Genomic DNA, 18,200 nt, shown 5'->3' on the forward strand with positions numbered 1-18,200 from the left:
AAGAATTTTAAATAACAAGGAATTAAAACTAAGAGTATAACTAATCCTTAGTTGTTAATTTTTTAATGAGAACTTCAGGTTTAATTTGACCTTTGATTTTTTCAATAAGGTGTTGGTCTTTATCATACAAGACTAAGCAAGGAAGTGATTTAACATCAAAAGTAGGAGCGAAACTAATTTTTGTATCAGATAGGAAATTAATTTTATCATAATTGATTAGTTTATGGTTAATGGCAAAATCTTTAATTTTATCAGGGTTTTCAATAGAAACAAAAATCAATTGAAAAGTTGAGAACTTATCGATATTCTGTTTTATCATTTCTGCTTCTTCATTACAAAATTCACATTCACTATCAAAATAAACAAAAAGAGTTGGTGCGTTTTTAATTAGATTTTCATTGGTAAAACGTCCCCCATTTACATTTTGAAAATCAAAGTTTGGAATAGTCTTTATGTTTTCAGCTACTTCCTTTTTGTGTTTAATCTTTGAGGTAATCTGGAAAATTAAAGATCCAAACAATCCTACGAACAAAAAAGGTATAATTATTTTAAGATGTTTTTGCATTGTATTTTAAGAAAAATTTAGAGTGAAAAACATAATGATAATTACCCATAAGAAAAGTGATATTCCATAACTTGTTGAAACAATTATTAGTCCAAAGTCTATAGGATACTTATTTTGGTCTGTTTTATTTGATTGGACAAGTTTACTTATGAAATATGATAATAATATCCAATATCCAAATTCAAATAAATTTAATGTTTGTAATGGATAAATAAACCAAGAATCTATTTCGTTATAATCTAAAAAATTAATTACAGAAAAAGGATAAAAATACTGTACATCCTTAAGCGTGTAATTAGTTTGAAAAAAGTAAAACCAGATAATTTTACAGATTAATGCTATCAAAAACAAAAACTCTGCCTTCACAGCAATATCCCATAACAATTTATATTTTACTTCGGTTTTACTATAAAAATAAGTGCCAATATATAGTATACTAGCGATTAAGTTAGTTTTAATTAATATATAAATTGGAGTAAAAACAATAGAAAACCAATGCCATTTAGATTGTTGATTAAAAAAGAACTCAATTTGTTGATTTGTAAGATTTTCAGCAAGTGAAATTTGTATTAATTTATTGAAATTCAATACATTTTTTGTGATTTCTGCAATCAATATCATACAACAGGAAAGCACAAGATATCTGAAAAAAGGTTTTCTAAACATATATGTGTATTTAAAAAACCCGAGAGTGCAACATTATAATAGATATAACTAAAATAAAACACAATCTCGAGTTTTTTTAATTTTTTTCTTCAGGAGCAGTTTTAATTTCTGTGTCCTTAGAGGCATTTTTAAACTCTTTAATTCCGTTACCCAGCCCCTTCATTAGCTCAGGTATTTTTTTACCTCCAAATAATAATAAAACTATAAAAATTATTGGCAATAGCTCTGTAAATCCAATACGTCCCATAAAAATGAATTTTAAAACAACCTCAGGCAAATTAATTGATCCTGAGGTTATTAAGTTAAACAAAGGAAGAATTATTTTTTTCTGTCCCTATATAATTTATATCGGGAACCTAATCCGATTACTATAATGAGTATAATTATTGTTATAGACCCTTTGCTCATAACTATTTTTTTAATTTAATAGAAAACAAGATGCAGTAGCAAGACCTCCAATAATTGGAGACCAAGGACCAGGCACAGAAAGGCCTGCTGCTATACCACCCAATGCACAACCCCATTGTCTACTTGTTAAACCTCCCGATAAGTTTTCCATTTGATTCAATTCTAATTTTTTCATAATTTTCAAAATTTGAGATTAATAATGATTTTAAACAAATAGACATTCTGCAGAAACTTTTGTTTGAAACAAATTTTAGAAAGTTTATTCAGACTTGCAAGAACAAAATACTACTAAATTATTCATACTTAATCTAAAGGATTTTGGAATACATTTCTTTCATTTTGATTTTTTTTGTAATATTGTACATCCCCATAAATTACTGAATAAATTAACTAATACTGAATTGTAATCATATGAATATTGTCCTCAATACTATCCGATTAACTAGATTGGAGAAGAAACTATCTCAAGAATATGTGGCTTCAAAACTAAATTTCACCCAGAGTTATTATGCTAAAATGGAAAATGGAGAAGCCGATATTTCCGTTAGAAATTTACTGTTACTACTTGATATATTAGAAATTGAACCTGTTGACTTTTTTAAAGAAGTAAAGAGGAAAAAGAAATCTCAAAAATAAGTCACTGTAATATCTTTGTTTAAGAAACAAAAACTTTAAAGTAGTGTTATAACTTATCTTTTGTAATTTTACTTACGAGTAAGTATATATAAGTATGTCGCTTTGATTCGACAGATGTATTAAATACCAAAAAATCCAAGGTTATATGCGGTTTTACGAACAAGCATCTGTACAGGAAAACGATTCTTTTTTTACCCCTAGGTATTTGTAAACTAAATTGAAATTGGAATTTTTTGGCTTTTTTGAAGACTAAAAAAAAAGGTTTTAATCAAACGAATTTAGTGTTGTTGACTAAATGTTGACTAAAAACCTTGTTATCCCTTATAAAATAAGAATTAATGTGACCATGGAGGGATTTGAACCCTCACGCCCTTGCGAGCACCACCCCCTCAAGATGGCGAGTCTACCGTTTCTCCACATGGCCTTAAAAAAGAAAAGGTCATTCGAAAAACGAACAACCTTTTGTGACCCGACTGGGGCTCGAACCCAGGACCCCATCATTAAAAGTGATGTGCTCTACCAACTGAGCTATCGAGTCAATGACTCAAGAAATGAAATGTATTAATAATTTTGTGACCCGACTGGGGCTCGAACCCAGGACCCCATCATTAAAAGTGATGTGCTCTACCAACTGAGCTATCGAGTCATTATCATTTCTTGAATGCGGGTGCAAATATAAGGCCTTATTTTTGATATTTCAAAGCTATTTTATTATAAATTTGTCTTTTTTAAACAAAAGTCTTTAACGCCTTAATTTGTAGGGTTTTATTCCAATGAAAAAAATTATATTATTAGGATATATGGGGTCTGGCAAATCAACCATAGCCGAAAAACTCTCAGGGTTAATCCAAATCCCTTTTGTTGATTTAGACAAAAGTATTGAAGCCAAAGCTGGAATGTCAATCAACCAAATTTTCGAAACTTTTGGAGAAGTCTATTTTAGAAAATTAGAACACGATGTTTTTGTCGAATTGCTCGCTACATCCGAAAATCAAATCATTGGTTTAGGTGGAGGTACACCTTGTTATGCCAATAATCATGAATTGTTAAAAGGCAAGGGAATTACTTCTATTTATTTGAAAGCATCAGTAGAAACATTGTTTAATAGATTGTCTCACAATAAAAGTAAACGTCCCATAGTAGCTAATAAATCAGAAGCTGAGCTACAAGAGTTTATTGCAAAGCACCTATTTGATCGCAGTTATTATTATAATCAAGCCGAATATAAAGTAGCTGTAGATGCAAAATCAATTGATGAAACGGTTGCCGATATTATATCAATTTTAGCTTAAATAAGCTGAATTTTGTCCGTTATCATCAAAAACAACACGCACATGTTCTAATAATGAAGTAGACAAAGAGATGCCTTTAAAATCAGCTTTGACTGGATATTTCTTATGATTTCGATCTACTAAAACAGCTGTTTTGAATTTAGTTAATGGAACATCTAAAAAGTGTCTCACTGCATAAATTAAAGTTGTTCCTGAATTGAGAACATCATCTACTACAATTAATCCTTTGTTAGCGTATTCTTCTTTGGATAGTGAAGTTTGAATTGGCGCTTCGGGATGTATTTTGTTGACATTCACCTCGCACAAAGCAATTTTTAGAGTTGCAATTTCTTGTAAAGCAGTTGCAATTTTTTGAGCAAAAATGAATCCGTTTGTAGCAATGCCTGCAATGACAATTTCTTCTTCATCAACAAATGTCTCATAGATTTGATAAGCAATACGTTTGATTTTATGCTCAATTTCTTGATGGGTTAAGATGATGTTTTGGCTCATAGTCTATTTTTTGTGAAAGGTACAATCTTTTTTTATTCGTTTTAATCCTTAAAGTTTCAATTTTTACAAAAAGTCTTCTTCAAGATCTTCTGGAATTTCATTTCCATATTCGTCTATATCTCTTCGGTCTTTTTTAGTAGGACGCCCCGTTCCTGTTTTTCGGTAATGCTCTTTGGATAATTTTAATAATTCTAAATGCGCAAAGGCTTCAGCAGGCGTGTCATTTCGTCGATAGATGTCTACTAATTTTGCTCCAACACGACTTTCAGGAATATCTAAAACGGTTATAATTTGTGTGATTTGGTCTTTTCTAAATGTGATTTTGTCGGTTGGATAAACCTCTCGAGAGGGCTTTGCGATTTGTCCATTTACGGTGACATGATTTTTTTTACAAGCTTCTGTAACCATGTTTCTCGTCTTATAATACCGCACACACCATAAATATTTGTCTATTCGCATAAATTTTCTAAAATCGAAGTTAAATAGTTTACAAAAATAAATCAATATTGTATCTTGCGCACTTAAAAATTCGCCATAATGAACAAATTTAAGTATTATTTTATTGTATTAGTAACAAGCCTTTCTTTATTTTCTTGTTCCAAAGATAATGCAATTCAAACAGAAGTAATTAGAGAATACTCGACACAATATACTACTGATTTAGCAACTATTGAAGAATACCTTAAAACTACTTATTTCACTGTAGTTAACCATCCTGGTTTTGCGGATGATCAAGATATAATTATCACTAAAATTCCTACTGGCGGAACACAAGCTTCAATCTGGTCGTATTTAAACAATACTTCTTTTCCGAAATTGCTTAGTAGAGATGTAAAGCTACACGATATTACTTATAAAATATATTATTTAGTATTGAGAGAAGGTACCGGAGATAAACCAACTAATGTCGATGGTGTTTTGGCTTCTTATAGAGGGGACTATTTGACTAAAGTGGCCGCAACAACTACTACAGCAGCATCCTTAACAGTGACACAATTTGAAGAGTCTAAAAATCCACAAAGCTTTTTTAGTTTGACTAATACAATTATTGGTTGGTCAGAAATTTTTCCTCAATTTAAAAAAGGTACTTACACGGCAAACGCAGACGGAACAGTTTCGTATTCTGGTTTTGGAGCCGGAGTTATGTTCTTGCCATCAGGTGTAGCTTATTATGCATCTGGTAGTGGTTCAATTCCTTCTTACAGCCCTTTGGTTTTTAGCTTTAAACTATACGAAATTCAACGATTGGATCAAGATTCAGATGGTATTCCTTCGTATTTAGAAGATTTGAACGGAGATGGTTATATGTACGATTTTAGAAATACTATTAATTATCCAACTGCTATAGCATCTAATTCCGATGATACCGATGCTGATGGAATTCCAAATTATCTTGATGTAGATGATGATGGCGATAATTACACCACAAAATTAGAAATTAAAGATCCTATAAGTGGATTAAGTATTCCATTTGCAACTATTCCTGATTGTAGTGGTAATACAACCAATAGTGCAAGAATTAAAAAGCATTTAGATAAAAACTGTCACTAATAGGCAAACAGTAAATAAAAAATCCCGATTTCACTGAAATCGGGATTTTTTGTTTAAGGTATAAAAAGGATTATTTTCTTTTGATCACTTTTTCTGCAGCAGCCACAATCGCTTGATTGTTTAACTTGTATTTTTCCATCAATTGTTCTGGTGTACCTGATTCACCAAAACTATCATTTACCGCTACAAATTCTTGTGGAGCTGGATGATGTAAAGCCAATACTCTAGAAACACTTTCGCCTAAACCTCCTAAAATGTTATGTTCTTCAGCAGTAACGATACATTTTGTTTTGGCCAATGATTTTAAAATAGCTTCTTCGTCCAATGGTTTAATAGTATGGATGTTGATTACTTCGGCAGAGATTCCTTTTGCTTCTAATGCTTCGGCAGCAACTAAAGCTTCCCAAACTAAGTGTCCAGTAGCTACAATAGTTACATCGGTACCTTCATTTAAAAGAATGGCTTTCCCGATTACGAAAGGTTCGTCAGCCGGCATAAAGTTAGGCACAACTGGACGTCCAAAACGCAAGTAGGCTGGTCCGTGATGATCTGCCAGTGCAATAGTAGCCGCTTTGGTTTGGTTGTAATCGCAAGTATTGATTACGGTCATTCCTGGCAACATTTTCATTAAGCCAATATCTTCTAAAATTTGGTGTGTTGCGCCATCTTCTCCAAGAGTTAATCCAGCGTGAGAAGCACAAATTTTTACGTTTTTCTCAGAATAAGCAACTGATTGACGAATTTGATCGTACACACGTCCTGTTGAGAAACTAGCAAAAGTACCTGTAAAAGGAATTTTACCACCAATAGTTAGTCCTGCTGCAATTCCAATCATATTGGCTTCAGCAATTCCAATTTGGAAAAAACGTTCTGGGTGATTCTTTTTGAAATCGTCAAATTTTAATGATCCAATTAAGTCCGCACAAAGCGCTACTACATTTTCATTTTTTTGACCTAATTCAGTCATTCCCGCTCCAAAACCTGAACGAGTATCTTTACTTCCTGTATTTGTATATTTTTTCATTTGTTGTGTCGTGTTATTAGTAATCAGCTAATGTTGAAGTATTTTGTGCTAAAGCTTGTTCTAGTTGCGCATCATTTGGTGCTTTACCGTGCCAAGCATGCGTATGCATCATGAAATCAACTCCGTTACCCATTTCTGTATGCAATAAAACGCAAACTGGTTTTCCTTTTCCAGTTCGAGATTTTGCATCGTTCATTCCTGCAATGATTGCCTCTAGATTATTTCCTTCTTTGATTTCTAATACATCCCAATCAAAAGCTTCAAATTTTGCTTTTAAACTACCCATACACAATACTTCGTCAGTAGTACCATCGATTTGTTTTCCATTAAGGTCAACTGTAGCAATAAGGTTGTCTACTTTTTTTGCTGAAGCATACATAATGGCTTCCCAGTTTTGTCCTTCTTGTAATTCACCATCCCCATGTAAAGTATATACTAGGTGTTTGTCATTGTTTAGTTTTTTGGCTTGAGCCGCACCAATTCCAACAGATAATCCTTGTCCAAGAGAACCAGAAGCCATTCGGATTCCAGGTAAACCATCATGTGTAGTTGGGTGACCTTGTAATCTACAATTGATTAAACGGAAAGTCGCTAATTCAGCCACAGGAAAATAACCGCTTCTTGCTAGAACGCTATAAAAAACGGGAGAAATATGTCCGTTAGAAAGGAAGAAAAGATCTTCTCCAATTCCGTCCATATCAAAACCTTCTTTGCGTTCCATTAGGTTTTGGTACAAGGCTACTAAAAATTCAGTACAACCCAAAGATCCTCCAGGATGACCTGAATTGACAGCGTGTACCATTCGAAGAATATCTCTTCTAACTTGGATAGTTAAATCGTTTAATTGTTGTGTGTTAGGCTTCATTTGATGTGTAAAGGTTAAACTGTTGCAAATGTAATTTTTATTTAGGGTTGGGACAAACGTTTTTCTGAATTGTTGTCCATGTTTTATTAAGAATAATGTATAATTATCAACAAAAACAAAATTTTAGTAGTGACATAAAAAAAAGCCTCCCAAAATTGGAAGGCATGTATTTTAAAATAGTCAATTATAATTTGGATTGCAAACTAGACCAGCCGCCTCCATTATGAACGGAAGTAAATCCATTCGATTTTAGTATGCTTTTTGCCGAAGCACTTCGCATTCCCGAAGCGCAACAGGTGATGATGGTTTTGTTTTTGTCTTTCAGTTGACCTAAATTATTTTGTAATACTTGTACTGGAATATTCACAGACCCTTTAATATGTCCTCCTGAAAATTCTGCTTTTGAACGTACATCTAATACAATTGCTCCTTGTTGTGCTAATTCAGCAAAATTAACGCTGGGTCCTAAACCTAAAATTTTTTTTAATAGTGTGATCATATTTTTTTATTTTGATTGATAGTAGTTAACATCTAGCCAGGAACCTCCATTGTAACAATCCAATCCTTGTTGTGAAAGGTAATGTTGCGCTTGCCCACTTCTATTCCCAGAAGCACAGCATAGAATTAATGGTGAATGTAAATCTTTTAATTCTTCAACTCGTTCTGGAATTGTTTGCAGTGGAATATTGATAGAGCCTGCCACATGCCCACCCATAAATTCTTCGTGAGAACGTACGTCGACTATCGTACCTTTTTTTTCTTTGATGATGTTTTCTAAAGTCATGTAATGAATTTTATAAATTATTGATTTTGCCAATCATACAACTAGAGTAACTTTTTAGTTGTAAAAGCAATCCATTTTTTTCGGTAGCTTCTGGATAACCAAGTTGGTGCAAACGGTGTAAAATAGTCTCCCGTATTTCTTCCGAGTAAGTTACGGATACTGAATCGTTGTCTTTGTCTACTTTAACTTCATCAACTCCAATCAACTCTAATAGTTCTTTTTTTATTGTGGTAGCACAACCTCCACATTTAAGATTTGCGATTTTTATTTCCTCTGTTTTCATGATGAATATTATTTATTGAGGCAAATTTAGATCAATAGCAAGTCTGCATTAGTAACTTTTGTTACACAAGGCTATTTTAAATAAAAAAACAGGATTTTATTGAATATTAACTTTTGTGTTGGGAAATAAATTCAGATTATTTTGACAAGATATCTTGAACTGCTTTTTCCAGCAAGGGTTGCATGGTTTGATACCCTTTTAAATTGGGATGTACACCGTCTTCAGAAAATTCTTTTGGCAAACCTTTTTGGGCGTCAGCCATCGCAGAATGATAATTAACATAAGGGATATGTTGTTGTTTTGCATACGTTTGAATCATTTGATTCAATTGAAAAATGTTTTCGGCAGCTTGATCGTTCGGTCGCCAATAAAAATTATTGGCAGGTAAAACGGAACAAAGAATTACTTTAATTTTATTGGCTTTTGCCAATTCAACCATAGATTGAATATTACCAAAAATTTTCGCAAGGGTAGTAGGTCCGGTATTGCCTGCAATGTCATTTACCCCGGCTAAAATTAAGACTACATCGGGATGTAAATTTAGCACATCAGGTCTAAATCGAATCAACATTTGGGGTGTGGTTTGACCACTAATTCCTCTGTTGATATAGGATGTATTTGTAAAAAAATCGGGCTGAATTTGTGACCAAAACTCCGTAATGGAATCACCCATTAATACAATTCTTTTTTTACCAGATTGTTTAGGTGGTAGTTGGCTGTTTTCGGTTTCGTATTTTGCTAAATTAGCCCAATCTTGAGCAAATGATGTTTCAGACATACCAATAAAGATAAGTAGTAAATAAATGATCGACTTTTTCATATTTCTAACTTTTTGAGGTTGAAAGTTAGTCAAATAAATCAGAAGATAAATAACGATCTCCACGATCACAAATAATAGCAACTACCACTCCGGATTCCAATTGATTGGCAACTTTAATTGCTGTAGCTACAGATCCGCCACTACTCATTCCGGCGAAGATTCCTTCCTCTTTAGCTAAACGTTGGGTCATTTCTCTCGCTTCTTGTTCGCTTACTTCCATCACTACATCCACCTTTGAGGCATCAAATATTTTAGGTAAGTACTCTTGTGGCCATTTTCGAATCCCGGGAATTTGTGATCCATCAGTGGGTTGTACTCCAATGATTTGAATATTTTTATTTTGTTCTTTTAAATAGGTAGAGGTACCCATGATTGTCCCTGTAGTTCCCATAGTTGCAACAAAATGGGTAATAGTTTCATTAGTATCTCTCCAAATTTCCGGACCTGTGGTTTTATAATGAGCTTTCCAGTTGTCCTCATTGGCAAACTGATTGAGCATGACATAGCCCCCTTCTTCCATTTTTTTATTGACATAATCTCGAGAACCAATGATACCTGTGCTGGCCGGAGTTTGAGTAACTTTTGCACCATAAGCCAACATGGTTTGAGTACGTTCTTTGGTAGAGTCTTCAGGTAAAACCAATTCGATTTTTATATCAAATAATTGTGCAATCATTGCTAAGGCAATTCCGGTGTTGCCACTGGTAGCTTCAATGAGTGTATCGCCTTTTTTGATTTCCCCTCGTTCTACCGCCGAAGCGATCATATTATAAGCAGCACGATCTTTAACACTTCCTCCCGGATTATTTCCTTCTAATTTTAGTAGTAATTGAACATTCGGGTTTTGAATTAAATTACGGCTAATTACTAGAGGGGTGTTGCCAATTAGTTCTATTAATTTTTTGGGTTCCATGCTATTTTTTTTCTTTAACTTTTACTTCTGTAGTAGTGGTATTGGTAACGATCGAATTGGCAGGAATAGATTTAGTTACCCATGAGTTTCCTCCTACAACACTTCCTTTTCCAATAATAGTATTTCCGCCTAAAATAGTGGCATTGGCATAAATGCAAACCTCTTCTTCGACAGTTGGATGTCTTTTTGAATTTTTCATCTCTTTGGTGATGCTAAGCGCTCCAAGAGTTACTCCTTGATAAATTTTTACATTTTTTTCAATCACAGTAGTTTCTCCTATTACAATGCCTGTGGCGTGATCTACAAAAAAGGGCGAAGCTATTTCAGCTCCAGCATGAATATCAGTTCCGGTAATTCGATGCGCATATTCGCTCATTAAACGAGAAAACAAAAGTAAATCTAGCAAATACAATTCGTGGCTCAAGCGGTAAATCGCAATCGCATAGAATCCCGGATAGGCCAAATACACTTCTTCTAAACTATTCGAAGCGGGATCGTTTTCTAAAATGTAAGCAGCATCTTGATTTAATTTTTCTAAAACAGAAGGTAAAGCAGCAAGGAATTTATTCCATATCGAATCGCACAAATCAGAAGGTTTTTTGCAAGCTATTGCTGAAATTTCTTTAAAAAGCAGTTCCAGTTCGTCAATGCTTTTATCCAATGGAGCACTCCCGTCAAACAAGGTGTAGAAAAGTTTTTCTGTAAAGGTTTCTGTCTTTGTTTTGATACTGTAATTGGTTGAAAAATCACTTTTCAACAAATTGATATTTTGGATAATCTGATTTTTAGTCACGATTGTAAAATTGATTCGGTTAAATAAGCTGTAAAAGTAGGTGTTTTTTAGATTTAGTACGAATGTTTTTTGTCATTTGTCGACTTAATGGAGAGATAAAACAAAGAGTTTCATTTCTGTTATTTTTATTTGTACATTCGAATTTAAAGATTGTAAAACATTATGAAAAGGAATATAAGTACTAAACTAAAACATTTTTGGAAGCTGCTTGGGCCCGGTTTAATAACCGGCGCTAGTGACGATGATCCATCGGGAATAGCCACCTATTCTCAGGCAGGAGCTGCTTTTGGTTTGTCAACTTTATGGACTGGGCTTTTGGCTTTCCCTCTGATGGCCGCTATTCAGCAAATGTGTGCTAAAATAGGTTTGGTAACTTCTTTGGGCTTAACGGGGGCTTTGAAAAAACATTATCCTAGACCCGTTTTGTATTTGATGTTGTTATTTAGTTTCCCGGCAATTGTCATGAATATTGGTGCTGATATAGCCGGAATGGGAGCTGTTGGGAATTTATTATTTCCATCCATAGATGCGACATTTTTTAGTGTTTTTTTTACCATGCTTTTGTTGGTTTTGATTATTTATTTGCCCTATTTAAAAATTGCAGCCACTTTAAAATACCTCTGTATAGTGCTTTTAGTCTATTTAATTGTGCCGTTTATGTATGATCAAGATTGGGGATTAATAGCCAAGAAAACCTTTATACCTACTTTAGAATTCAATAAAGAATTTGTTGCAATTCTTGTTGGGATATTGGGCACTACGATTTCTCCTTATCTTTTCTTTTGGCAAGCAACCATGGAAGTTGAAGAGATGAAACATAAAAATCATCTGGTGGTGAATAAAAGAATTATCAACGAGATGAAACAAGATGTTGATTTTGGAATGACTTTTTCAGGATTAGTGATGTATTTTATCATACTTACTACTGGAACCGTTTTGTATAATGGAGGCGTTCATCAAATAGATACTGTCGAACAGGCGGCTATTGCTCTGAAACCATTAGCCGGTAATTTGGCCTATTTGCTGTTTGCTATTGGAGTTATTGGAACCGGATTATTAGCTATTCCAGTTTTGAGTGGTGCATTGTCTTACATTATTACTGAAACTTTTGGGTGGGAACAAGGATTGGATAAAAAATTCCATGAGGCTAAAGCATTTTACGTGGTGATTGCTATTTCGCTAGTACTAGGCTTATCTTTAAATTATATAGGAATATCACCAATTAAAGCATTAATTTATACTGCTATTCTATATGGTATGACTGCCCCGGTTTTAATTGCAATTATTCTTCATATCAGTAATAATAAAAGTATTATGGGAGACTATACCAATACTCTAAAGGCAAATATCTTTGGATTTATGGCTTTAATTATAATGTCATTAGCTTCATTGGTATTGCTTTACTTGCAATTTATTGATTCGAATTAATTATAAAAAGTGTTTGTAATAATATCCGCCAATCATTATGATTCCATTAAGGGTTATGAATACAGTTAGTGTTTTTTTATAATTTCGTTTCGAATCTACAAAGTGAAGACCAATAAAGAAAAGTAAAATAAGAGAGGTATAAATAGCAGGATACATGTCAAATGCTGCTTCAAAATTACCTTCCAAAAGGAATGCAAAAGCACGTTGAAAACCACATCCTAAACACTCTATTCCGAATAGTGTTTTACTGATGCAGGGAAACATGTATTTTTCTAAATTCAAGGCAGTTTTGTTTTTACAATTTTACGAAAAAATTTCAAACCTTTTTGAGATTAAATTTGCTTCTATTTTAAATTGTTTACTTTTGAAAAACCAAATTTAGAATGATGAAAAAAATTATGATTCCGATGATGCTTGTCGCTTTTTTGATTGCTTTTTATGAGCAGCAAAAAACGACTAGTAATGTTTATATTACAGTAGGGGCAGTAGCAATTTTTATGTACGGAATGATGCGTTTGAGTGCAAAAACGCCAAGTAAAAATCAAGATAAAAATCAAGAAAATGCTGAGTAAAGGAGATGAGGTTTCTGTTTTAGATGAGGCGGTCAACGGACAAGTATTATCTGTTAATGGAGAGCAGGTTACAATAGAATCTACGGACGGATTTGTGATGACATTTAATGTCAACGAATTGATTAAAGTAAACGATTCCAGTAACTTAATGGATTCTATCAAAAGTTTTAATTCAGGAGAAATAAAAAAAGAAAAAGAGATTCCAAAACCCAGAAGTTTCGTGAAAGAGCGCAGAGAAAAACGCGAAGTTGGTGTGCCTGAATTCGATTTACACATTGAAAAATTAGTTCCAAACAAAAGAGGAATGTCTAATTATGACATCTTAACTTTGCAATCAGAAACAGCTAAGAGACATCTTGATTTTGCCATCCGAAATCGGATTCCAAAAATCGTTTTTATCCATGGAGTTGGTGAAGGGGTTTTAAAAGCGGAGTTGGATTTTTTATTTGGCCGATATGAAAATATTTCATTCCAAGATGCCAATTATCAAAAATATGGTTTAGGTGCAACTGAAGTATATATTAAGCAAAATAACAAATAAAAATCAGTCGTTCTAAAGACTATTGTATTCAAATAAAATGTCCGTATTTCAATCGAAAATACGGACATTTTTTTATCATTTAGTAGAGAGGATAAACAGCTTAATTTGTCGTAATTAAATCCCCTAGAATATAACTGTCACCAAGTGTAAAATTGTTGTTTCCTTTTGTTAAAGTCACTTTCTTTAAAACGATACGATGAGTATAGGTGTTGAGCACGTTAGTGGTGGTAACTTCAATTATACCTTTTACATTGGCTACACCAGCTTCGGCAATCCATTCTTGATTAATTGTTGGGACAGTTGGTATGATAGTGTTGCAAAAGTAACTAGGCGTTACAATGCCGTTAGTAAATGAACGATATACTAATTTGTTGGAAGTTGTCCCAATTAATGCGGTTCTTGGACTGTTAAGTGGAGTGATTTGGTTTTTGATCAAATCGGTACTGATATTATCTAGGGTAACTGATTCGCTACTATTGTAATTGTAAATTTGTTTGGATGTTGAACATTGTTCTAAAGTCCCGTCAAATCCTAAAGCTACAGGGGTAATGGTACGACTGTAGTCGCCAAATGCAAAAGTCTCGTATACTTGAGTTCCATTTTGTTTTGCAAAAGTGATGTTTTTAAATACAATATTGTGATTGTAGCCGGTAATTGAAGTTTGTCCGTTTGTTGTATTGGTGGTCTTAATTGCGGTGGTGGTAATTTGGATTTTACCTGCAGTTGCAATCCATTCGTCACTTACTGAAGGTGATGAAGGAGGAATAGTTTCGCAAAACATACTGCTCGAAATGGCTCCATTGTAAAAACGATATACAACCCGATTAGTGGTATTTATATCAATAATTGTTGGATTACCAACAGCGGAGGGTTCGTCTGTGAAAGTTGAAGTAGGGATTTGAATTAGTAAGGCTTCTTGCTCTTTTATCTTGTAAATTATGCCGTTGTTACTACAGCTTTGTGTACTAACCGAATCAAAACTAATTACTTCTTGAGACAAATCGCCATCGCTACAATTTATAAACAATACAGTTAGTAATAGTAAGTAAAAACCTTTTTTCATTATTCTCAATTTTGGCTCAAAAATAGTCAAAAAAAACAATAATTAATTTAGTGTATTAGAGTATTTGTGAAGATATTTTATAAATTTGCTTTCTATGAAGAAAGTATATTTAGATAACGCATCAACCACTGCAATTCGTCCAGAAGTCATTCAAGAAATTACTCGGTTAATGACTGAAGATTATGGAAATCCTTCCTCAACTCATAGTTTTGGGCGTAATGCCAAAAGTGTTTTGGAACTTTCTCGTAAATCAATCGCCAAGCAGTTGAATGTGGTGGGTTCTGAAATATTTTTCACTTCTTCTGGTACCGAAGCGAATAACTGGATTCTGCGTTCTGCGGTTCGAGACCTAGGTGTAAAACGAATTATAACAACTAAAATTGAACATCATGCAGTTTTGTACCCAGCATTGGCGTTGCAAAAGGAATTCGGTATTCAGGTTGATTTTGTGAATATAAAATCAGATGGAAATATTGATGTGACGCATTTGGTTGAATTGCTTTCTCAAAATAGTAAAACATTAGTAAGTCTAATGCATGTCAATAACGAAGTTGGAGTGGTGTTGGACTTAGAGCGAATAGCTACTATTTGCAAAGAACGCAATGCGCTATTTCATTCGGATACGGTTCAATCCATTGGAAAAACAGAAATAGATTTAAAAGCGTTGCCAATTGATTTTATTTCAGCTAGTGCTCATAAATTTCATGGTCCCAAAGGAATTGGATTTGCTTTTATTCGAAAAAATTCCGGTCTTCAACCGTTGCTCTTAGGTGGCGAACAAGAAAAAGGAATGCGCGGCGGTACCGAGTCGGTCTACCAAATCGCCGGAATGGCAAAAGCCTTAGAAGTAGCTTATGCTGAATTAGATTCAGAAAGAGCTTATATTTCAGAACTAAAAGAATACTGCGTCAGTCAATTAGCGCAACGATTTCCCAATTCCAAAATAATTGGTTCCAAAAATAATTTCTACAATATAATTAATGTTGTTTTACCGCTTTCGGCCGACAAAACCGGAATGTTGTTATTTCACCTTGATATGAAAGGGATTGCGGTTTCTCGCGGTAGTGCCTGTCAATCTGGGAGTAGTAATCCGTCCCACGTTTTAGCTGAAATCCTTTCACCTGAAGAGTTGGTGCAGCCAAGCTTGCGTATTTCTTTCAGTCATTATAATACGAAGGAAGAGATTGATTATCTACTTGAGGTGTTAGCTTCTGTCTAGTTTTTCTGTCAAAGCCATTCGTTACGACTAATTACCTGAGCGTTCCCTGTTTGCCTCGTGGCCTCGCAAACTAGGTCGGGCTATTGCTACAAGTCCTCGCTGCGCTGTGGGCTTTTCGCTTCTATCCCTAACGCGGTTTGTGATTAAAACATCTCTATCAAAGTTCAACATTCAACATTCTTTATCGAATTTTCGTTGTTTGAACCTTCTAATTCAACCTTTACAATTCCCAATTGACAAAAAACTTTGGTATTTACAAAACGGGGAATCAGCCAGTTAAGAAAAAGCTGTAAAATAAACTCAAAAAATACTTGCCAGAGTGGATTTAGGTTGTACTTTTGCACCCGCAATAAAGGCGAGGTTCTTACATAGATATTGAAAAGCAAACAAAAGGAGATAAAAGAAATTTTACTTGTAAAAAATTTGCTAGAGATAAAAAAGTAATTATCTTTGCCCTCCCCAAAAGGAGCCAAGTTCTTAAGTAAGTTGAGTGAGTTAAAAAAGAAAGTATTTTTTCTAAAAAATTTTCAAATAGACTTGCGAGATAAAAAAGAAGTTGTACTTTTGCACCCGCTTTGAGAGATAAGCGCAACAAACAAGTTAGACACGTTCCTAGACATATTGAATTGACAGCCGTTTTGAGAGAGATCTCAAAACAAATTAAAGAGTAATAGAATCGTAAGATTCGAAAAAGACCATTAGATCATTGTCATAATAAATAGAAGCAAATTTATTTGCTTCGCATAATATACGATGAAGAGTTTGATCCTGGCTCAGGATGAACGCTAGCGGCAGGCTTAACACATGCAAGTCGAGGGGTATAGTTCTTCGGAGCTAGAGACCGGCGCACGGGTGCGTAACGCGTATGCAATCTACCTTTTACAGAGGGATAGCCCAGAGAAATTTGGATTAATACCTCATAGTATGTGAGAATCGCATGGTTTTCACATTAAAGTTCCAACGGTAAAAGATGAGCATGCGTCCCATTAGCTAGATGGTAAGGTAACGGCTTACCATGGCGACGATGGGTAGGGGTCCTGAGAGGGAGATCCCCCACACTGGTACTGAGACACGGACCAGACTCCTACGGGAGGCAGCAGTGAGGAATATTGGACAATGGGCGCAAGCCTGATCCAGCCATGCCGCGTGCAGGATGACGGTCCTATGGATTGTAAACTGCTTTTGTACAGGAAGAAACACTCCCTCGTGAGGGAGCTTGACGGTACTGTAAGAATAAGGATCGGCTAACTCCGTGCCAGCAGCCGCGGTAATACGGAGGATCCAAGCGTTATCCGGAATCATTGGGTTTAAAGGGTCCGTAGGCGGTTTAATAAGTCAGTGGTGAAAGCCCATCGCTCAACGGTGGAACGGCCATTGATACTGTTAAACTTGAATTATTAGGAAGTAACTAGAATATGTAGTGTAGCGGTGAAATGCTTAGAGATTACATGGAATACCAATTGCGAAGGCAGGTTACTACTAATGGATTGACGCTGATGGACGAAAGCGTGGGTAGCGAACAGGATTAGATACCCTGGTAGTCCACGCCGTAAACGATGGATACTAGCTGTTGGGAGCAATCTCAGTGGCTAAGCGAAAGTGATAAGTATCCCACCTGGGGAGTACGTTCGCAAGAATGAAACTCAAAGGAATTGACGGGGGCCCGCACAAGCGGTGGAGCATGTGGTTTAATTCGATGATACGCGAGGAACCTTACCAAGGCTTAAATGTAGTTTGACCGATTTGGAAACAGATCTTTCGCAAGACAAATTACAAGGTGCTGCATGGTTGTCGTCAGCTCGTGCCGTGAGGTGTCAGGTTAAGTCCTATAACGAGCGCAACCCCTGTTGTTAGTTGCCAGCGAGTCAAGTCGGGAACTCTAACAAGACTGCCAGTGTAAACTGTGAGGAAGGTGGGGATGACGTCAAATCATCACGGCCCTTACGCCTTGGGCTACACACGTGCTACAATGGCCGGTACAGAGAGCAGCCACTGGGTGACCAGGAGCGAATCTACAAAACCGGTCACAGTTCGGATCGGAGTCTGCAACTCGACTCCGTGAAGCTGGAATCGCTAGTAATCGGATATCAGCCATGATCCGGTGAATACGTTCCCGGGCCTTGTACACACCGCCCGTCAAGCCATGGAAGCTGGGGGTGCCTGAAGTCGGTGACCGCAAGGAGCTGCCTAGGGTAAAACTGGTAACTAGGGCTAAGTCGTAACAAGGTAGCCGTACCGGAAGGTGCGGCTGGAACACCTCCTTTCTAGAGCTTGAATGTTAGTTA

The 18,200-nt window shown here is 35.2% G+C and carries 23 protein-coding genes, 3 tRNA genes and 1 rRNA gene; 8 read left to right on the plus strand and 19 right to left on the minus strand.

Translation table 11 applies throughout. From position 1 onward, the window contains the following. Nucleotides 1-40 precede the first annotated feature (40 nt). The 4 genes from LPC21_RS06035 to LPC21_RS06050 form a co-directional block, all read right to left on the minus strand. Nucleotides 41-565, minus strand: a complete 525-nt coding sequence (locus tag LPC21_RS06035; RefSeq protein WP_229316274.1) for a TlpA family protein disulfide reductase — start codon at nt 563-565, stop codon at nt 41-43. A 6-nt stretch (nt 566-571) separates the two neighbouring features. Beyond that, the gene (locus LPC21_RS06040; RefSeq protein WP_229316275.1) at nt 572-1,231 is read right to left on the minus strand and encodes a hypothetical protein; all 660 of its coding nucleotides are present in this window, start codon (nt 1,229-1,231) and stop codon (nt 572-574) included. 76 nt (nt 1,232-1,307) lie between these two features. Further along, entirely contained in the window at nt 1,308-1,478 is a 171-nt protein-coding gene (locus LPC21_RS06045; RefSeq protein WP_229316276.1) for a Sec-independent protein translocase subunit TatA/TatB, read from the minus strand. A 171-nt stretch (nt 1,479-1,649) separates the two neighbouring features. After that, nucleotides 1,650-1,814: a hypothetical protein gene (locus LPC21_RS06050; RefSeq protein WP_229316277.1), complete on the minus strand. Its 165-nt coding sequence runs from the start codon at nt 1,812-1,814 to the stop codon at nt 1,650-1,652. Between the two features lie 236 nt (nt 1,815-2,050). Between LPC21_RS06050 and LPC21_RS06055 the strand changes: the two genes are divergently transcribed. Then, nucleotides 2,051-2,275 carry a helix-turn-helix domain-containing protein gene (locus tag LPC21_RS06055; RefSeq protein ID WP_229316278.1) on the plus strand — a complete coding sequence of 75 codons (225 nt, stop codon included), beginning with the start codon at nt 2,051-2,053 and terminating at the stop codon, nt 2,273-2,275. Between the two features lie 341 nt (nt 2,276-2,616). On the opposite strand, the gene LPC21_RS06060 is transcribed toward LPC21_RS06055, so the two are convergent. The 3 genes from LPC21_RS06060 to LPC21_RS06070 all read right to left on the minus strand — a co-directional run bounded on the left by LPC21_RS06060 (nt 2,617) and on the right by LPC21_RS06070 (nt 2,921). Next, a tRNA-Leu gene (locus tag LPC21_RS06060) sits at nt 2,617-2,699 on the minus strand. Between the two features lie 41 nt (nt 2,700-2,740). Next, nucleotides 2,741-2,813: transfer RNA gene (locus LPC21_RS06065), tRNA-Lys, on the minus strand. A gap of 35 nt (nt 2,814-2,848) precedes the next feature. After that, nucleotides 2,849-2,921, minus strand: a tRNA-Lys gene (locus LPC21_RS06070). Nucleotides 2,922-3,048: 127 nt separating this feature from the next. On the opposite strand from LPC21_RS06070, the gene LPC21_RS06075 reads away from it, so the two are divergent. Next, the gene (locus tag LPC21_RS06075; RefSeq protein ID WP_229316279.1) at nt 3,049-3,567 is read left to right on the plus strand and encodes a shikimate kinase; all 519 of its coding nucleotides are present in this window, start codon (nt 3,049-3,051) and stop codon (nt 3,565-3,567) included. Here the strand turns inward: LPC21_RS06075 and LPC21_RS06080 are convergent. Next, complete coding sequence (locus tag LPC21_RS06080) at nt 3,559-4,059, minus strand: phosphoribosyltransferase domain-containing protein (protein ID WP_229316280.1); 501 nt, start codon at nt 4,057-4,059, stop codon at nt 3,559-3,561. The genes LPC21_RS06075 and LPC21_RS06080 overlap by 9 nt on opposite strands. 63 nt (nt 4,060-4,122) lie before the next feature. Further along, nucleotides 4,123-4,518, minus strand: coding sequence for an RNA-binding S4 domain-containing protein (locus LPC21_RS06085; RefSeq protein WP_229316281.1), 396 nt, complete (start codon nt 4,516-4,518; stop codon nt 4,123-4,125). Between the two features lie 78 nt (nt 4,519-4,596). On the opposite strand from LPC21_RS06085, the gene LPC21_RS06090 reads away from it, so the two are divergent. After that, entirely contained in the window at nt 4,597-5,610 is a 1,014-nt protein-coding gene (locus tag LPC21_RS06090; RefSeq protein ID WP_229316282.1) for a BamM family beta-barrel-assembly machinery protein, read from the plus strand. 70 nt (nt 5,611-5,680) lie between these two features. Here LPC21_RS06090 and LPC21_RS06095 read toward each other — a convergent pair whose 3' ends face one another. The 8 genes from LPC21_RS06095 to epsC all read right to left on the minus strand — a co-directional run bounded on the left by LPC21_RS06095 (nt 5,681) and on the right by epsC (nt 11,092). Continuing rightward, complete coding sequence (locus LPC21_RS06095; protein WP_229316283.1) at nt 5,681-6,634, minus strand: transketolase family protein; 954 nt, start codon at nt 6,632-6,634, stop codon at nt 5,681-5,683. Nucleotides 6,635-6,650: 16 nt separating this feature from the next. Further along, complete coding sequence (locus tag LPC21_RS06100; RefSeq protein ID WP_229316284.1) at nt 6,651-7,499, minus strand: transketolase; 849 nt, start codon at nt 7,497-7,499, stop codon at nt 6,651-6,653. Nucleotides 7,500-7,683: 184 nt separating this feature from the next. Continuing rightward, nucleotides 7,684-7,998 (minus strand): rhodanese-like domain-containing protein, encoded by a 315-nt coding sequence (locus tag LPC21_RS06105; protein WP_229316285.1) that lies wholly within the window; start codon nt 7,996-7,998, stop codon nt 7,684-7,686. A gap of 6 nt (nt 7,999-8,004) precedes the next feature. Continuing rightward, nucleotides 8,005-8,283, minus strand: coding sequence for a rhodanese-like domain-containing protein (locus tag LPC21_RS06110; RefSeq protein ID WP_229316286.1), 279 nt, complete (start codon nt 8,281-8,283; stop codon nt 8,005-8,007). Nucleotides 8,284-8,293: 10 nt separating this feature from the next. Further along, a complete protein-coding gene (locus tag LPC21_RS06115; RefSeq protein WP_229316287.1) occupies nt 8,294-8,566 on the minus strand; it encodes a heavy-metal-associated domain-containing protein in 273 nt (90 codons plus the stop codon). A 136-nt stretch (nt 8,567-8,702) separates the two neighbouring features. Then, complete coding sequence (locus LPC21_RS06120; RefSeq protein WP_229316288.1) at nt 8,703-9,386, minus strand: SGNH/GDSL hydrolase family protein; 684 nt, start codon at nt 9,384-9,386, stop codon at nt 8,703-8,705. A gap of 25 nt (nt 9,387-9,411) precedes the next feature. Next, a complete protein-coding gene (gene cysM, locus LPC21_RS06125) occupies nt 9,412-10,299 on the minus strand; it encodes a cysteine synthase CysM (protein ID WP_229316289.1) in 888 nt (295 codons plus the stop codon). A gap of 1 nt (nt 10,300) precedes the next feature. After that, nucleotides 10,301-11,092: a serine O-acetyltransferase EpsC gene (epsC, locus tag LPC21_RS06130; protein ID WP_229316290.1), complete on the minus strand. Its 792-nt coding sequence runs from the start codon at nt 11,090-11,092 to the stop codon at nt 10,301-10,303. 162 nt (nt 11,093-11,254) lie between these two features. Here epsC and LPC21_RS06135 point away from each other — a divergent pair, with 162 nt between their 5' ends. Continuing rightward, on the plus strand, nt 11,255-12,520 hold the full coding sequence (locus LPC21_RS06135) for an NRAMP family divalent metal transporter (RefSeq protein ID WP_229316291.1): 1,266 nt from the start codon (nt 11,255-11,257) through the stop codon (nt 12,518-12,520). Here the strand turns inward: LPC21_RS06135 and LPC21_RS06140 are convergent, their stop codons facing one another. Next, nucleotides 12,521-12,784 (minus strand): DUF2752 domain-containing protein, encoded by a 264-nt coding sequence (locus LPC21_RS06140; RefSeq protein WP_229316292.1) that lies wholly within the window; start codon nt 12,782-12,784, stop codon nt 12,521-12,523. A 119-nt stretch (nt 12,785-12,903) separates the two neighbouring features. On the opposite strand from LPC21_RS06140, the gene LPC21_RS06145 reads away from it, so the two are divergent. Further along, nucleotides 12,904-13,092 carry a hypothetical protein gene (locus tag LPC21_RS06145; protein ID WP_229316293.1) on the plus strand — a complete coding sequence of 63 codons (189 nt, stop codon included), beginning with the start codon at nt 12,904-12,906 and terminating at the stop codon, nt 13,090-13,092. Next, complete coding sequence (locus LPC21_RS06150; protein WP_229316294.1) at nt 13,082-13,633, plus strand: Smr/MutS family protein; 552 nt, start codon at nt 13,082-13,084, stop codon at nt 13,631-13,633. Before LPC21_RS06145 ends, LPC21_RS06150 begins: the two co-directional genes overlap by 11 nt. Before the next feature lie 100 nt (nt 13,634-13,733). Here LPC21_RS06150 and LPC21_RS06155 read toward each other — a convergent pair whose 3' ends face one another. Next, nucleotides 13,734-14,696 carry a hypothetical protein gene (locus LPC21_RS06155; protein WP_229316295.1) on the minus strand — a complete coding sequence of 321 codons (963 nt, stop codon included), beginning with the start codon at nt 14,694-14,696 and terminating at the stop codon, nt 13,734-13,736. 94 nt (nt 14,697-14,790) lie between these two features. On the opposite strand from LPC21_RS06155, the gene LPC21_RS06160 reads away from it, so the two are divergent. Together LPC21_RS06160 and LPC21_RS06165 are read left to right on the plus strand one after the other, a co-directional pair. Continuing rightward, nucleotides 14,791-15,915: a cysteine desulfurase family protein gene (locus tag LPC21_RS06160; RefSeq protein ID WP_229316296.1), complete on the plus strand. Its 1,125-nt coding sequence runs from the start codon at nt 14,791-14,793 to the stop codon at nt 15,913-15,915. Between the two features lie 750 nt (nt 15,916-16,665). Then, a 16S ribosomal RNA gene (locus LPC21_RS06165) occupies nt 16,666-18,179 on the plus strand. Nucleotides 18,180-18,200: the final 21 nt, after the last annotated feature.

Origin of the sequence: Flavobacterium ammoniigenes (assembly GCF_020886055.1) — a bacterium.
In the GTDB taxonomy this organism is placed as follows: domain Bacteria; phylum Bacteroidota; class Bacteroidia; order Flavobacteriales; family Flavobacteriaceae; genus Flavobacterium; species Flavobacterium ammoniigenes.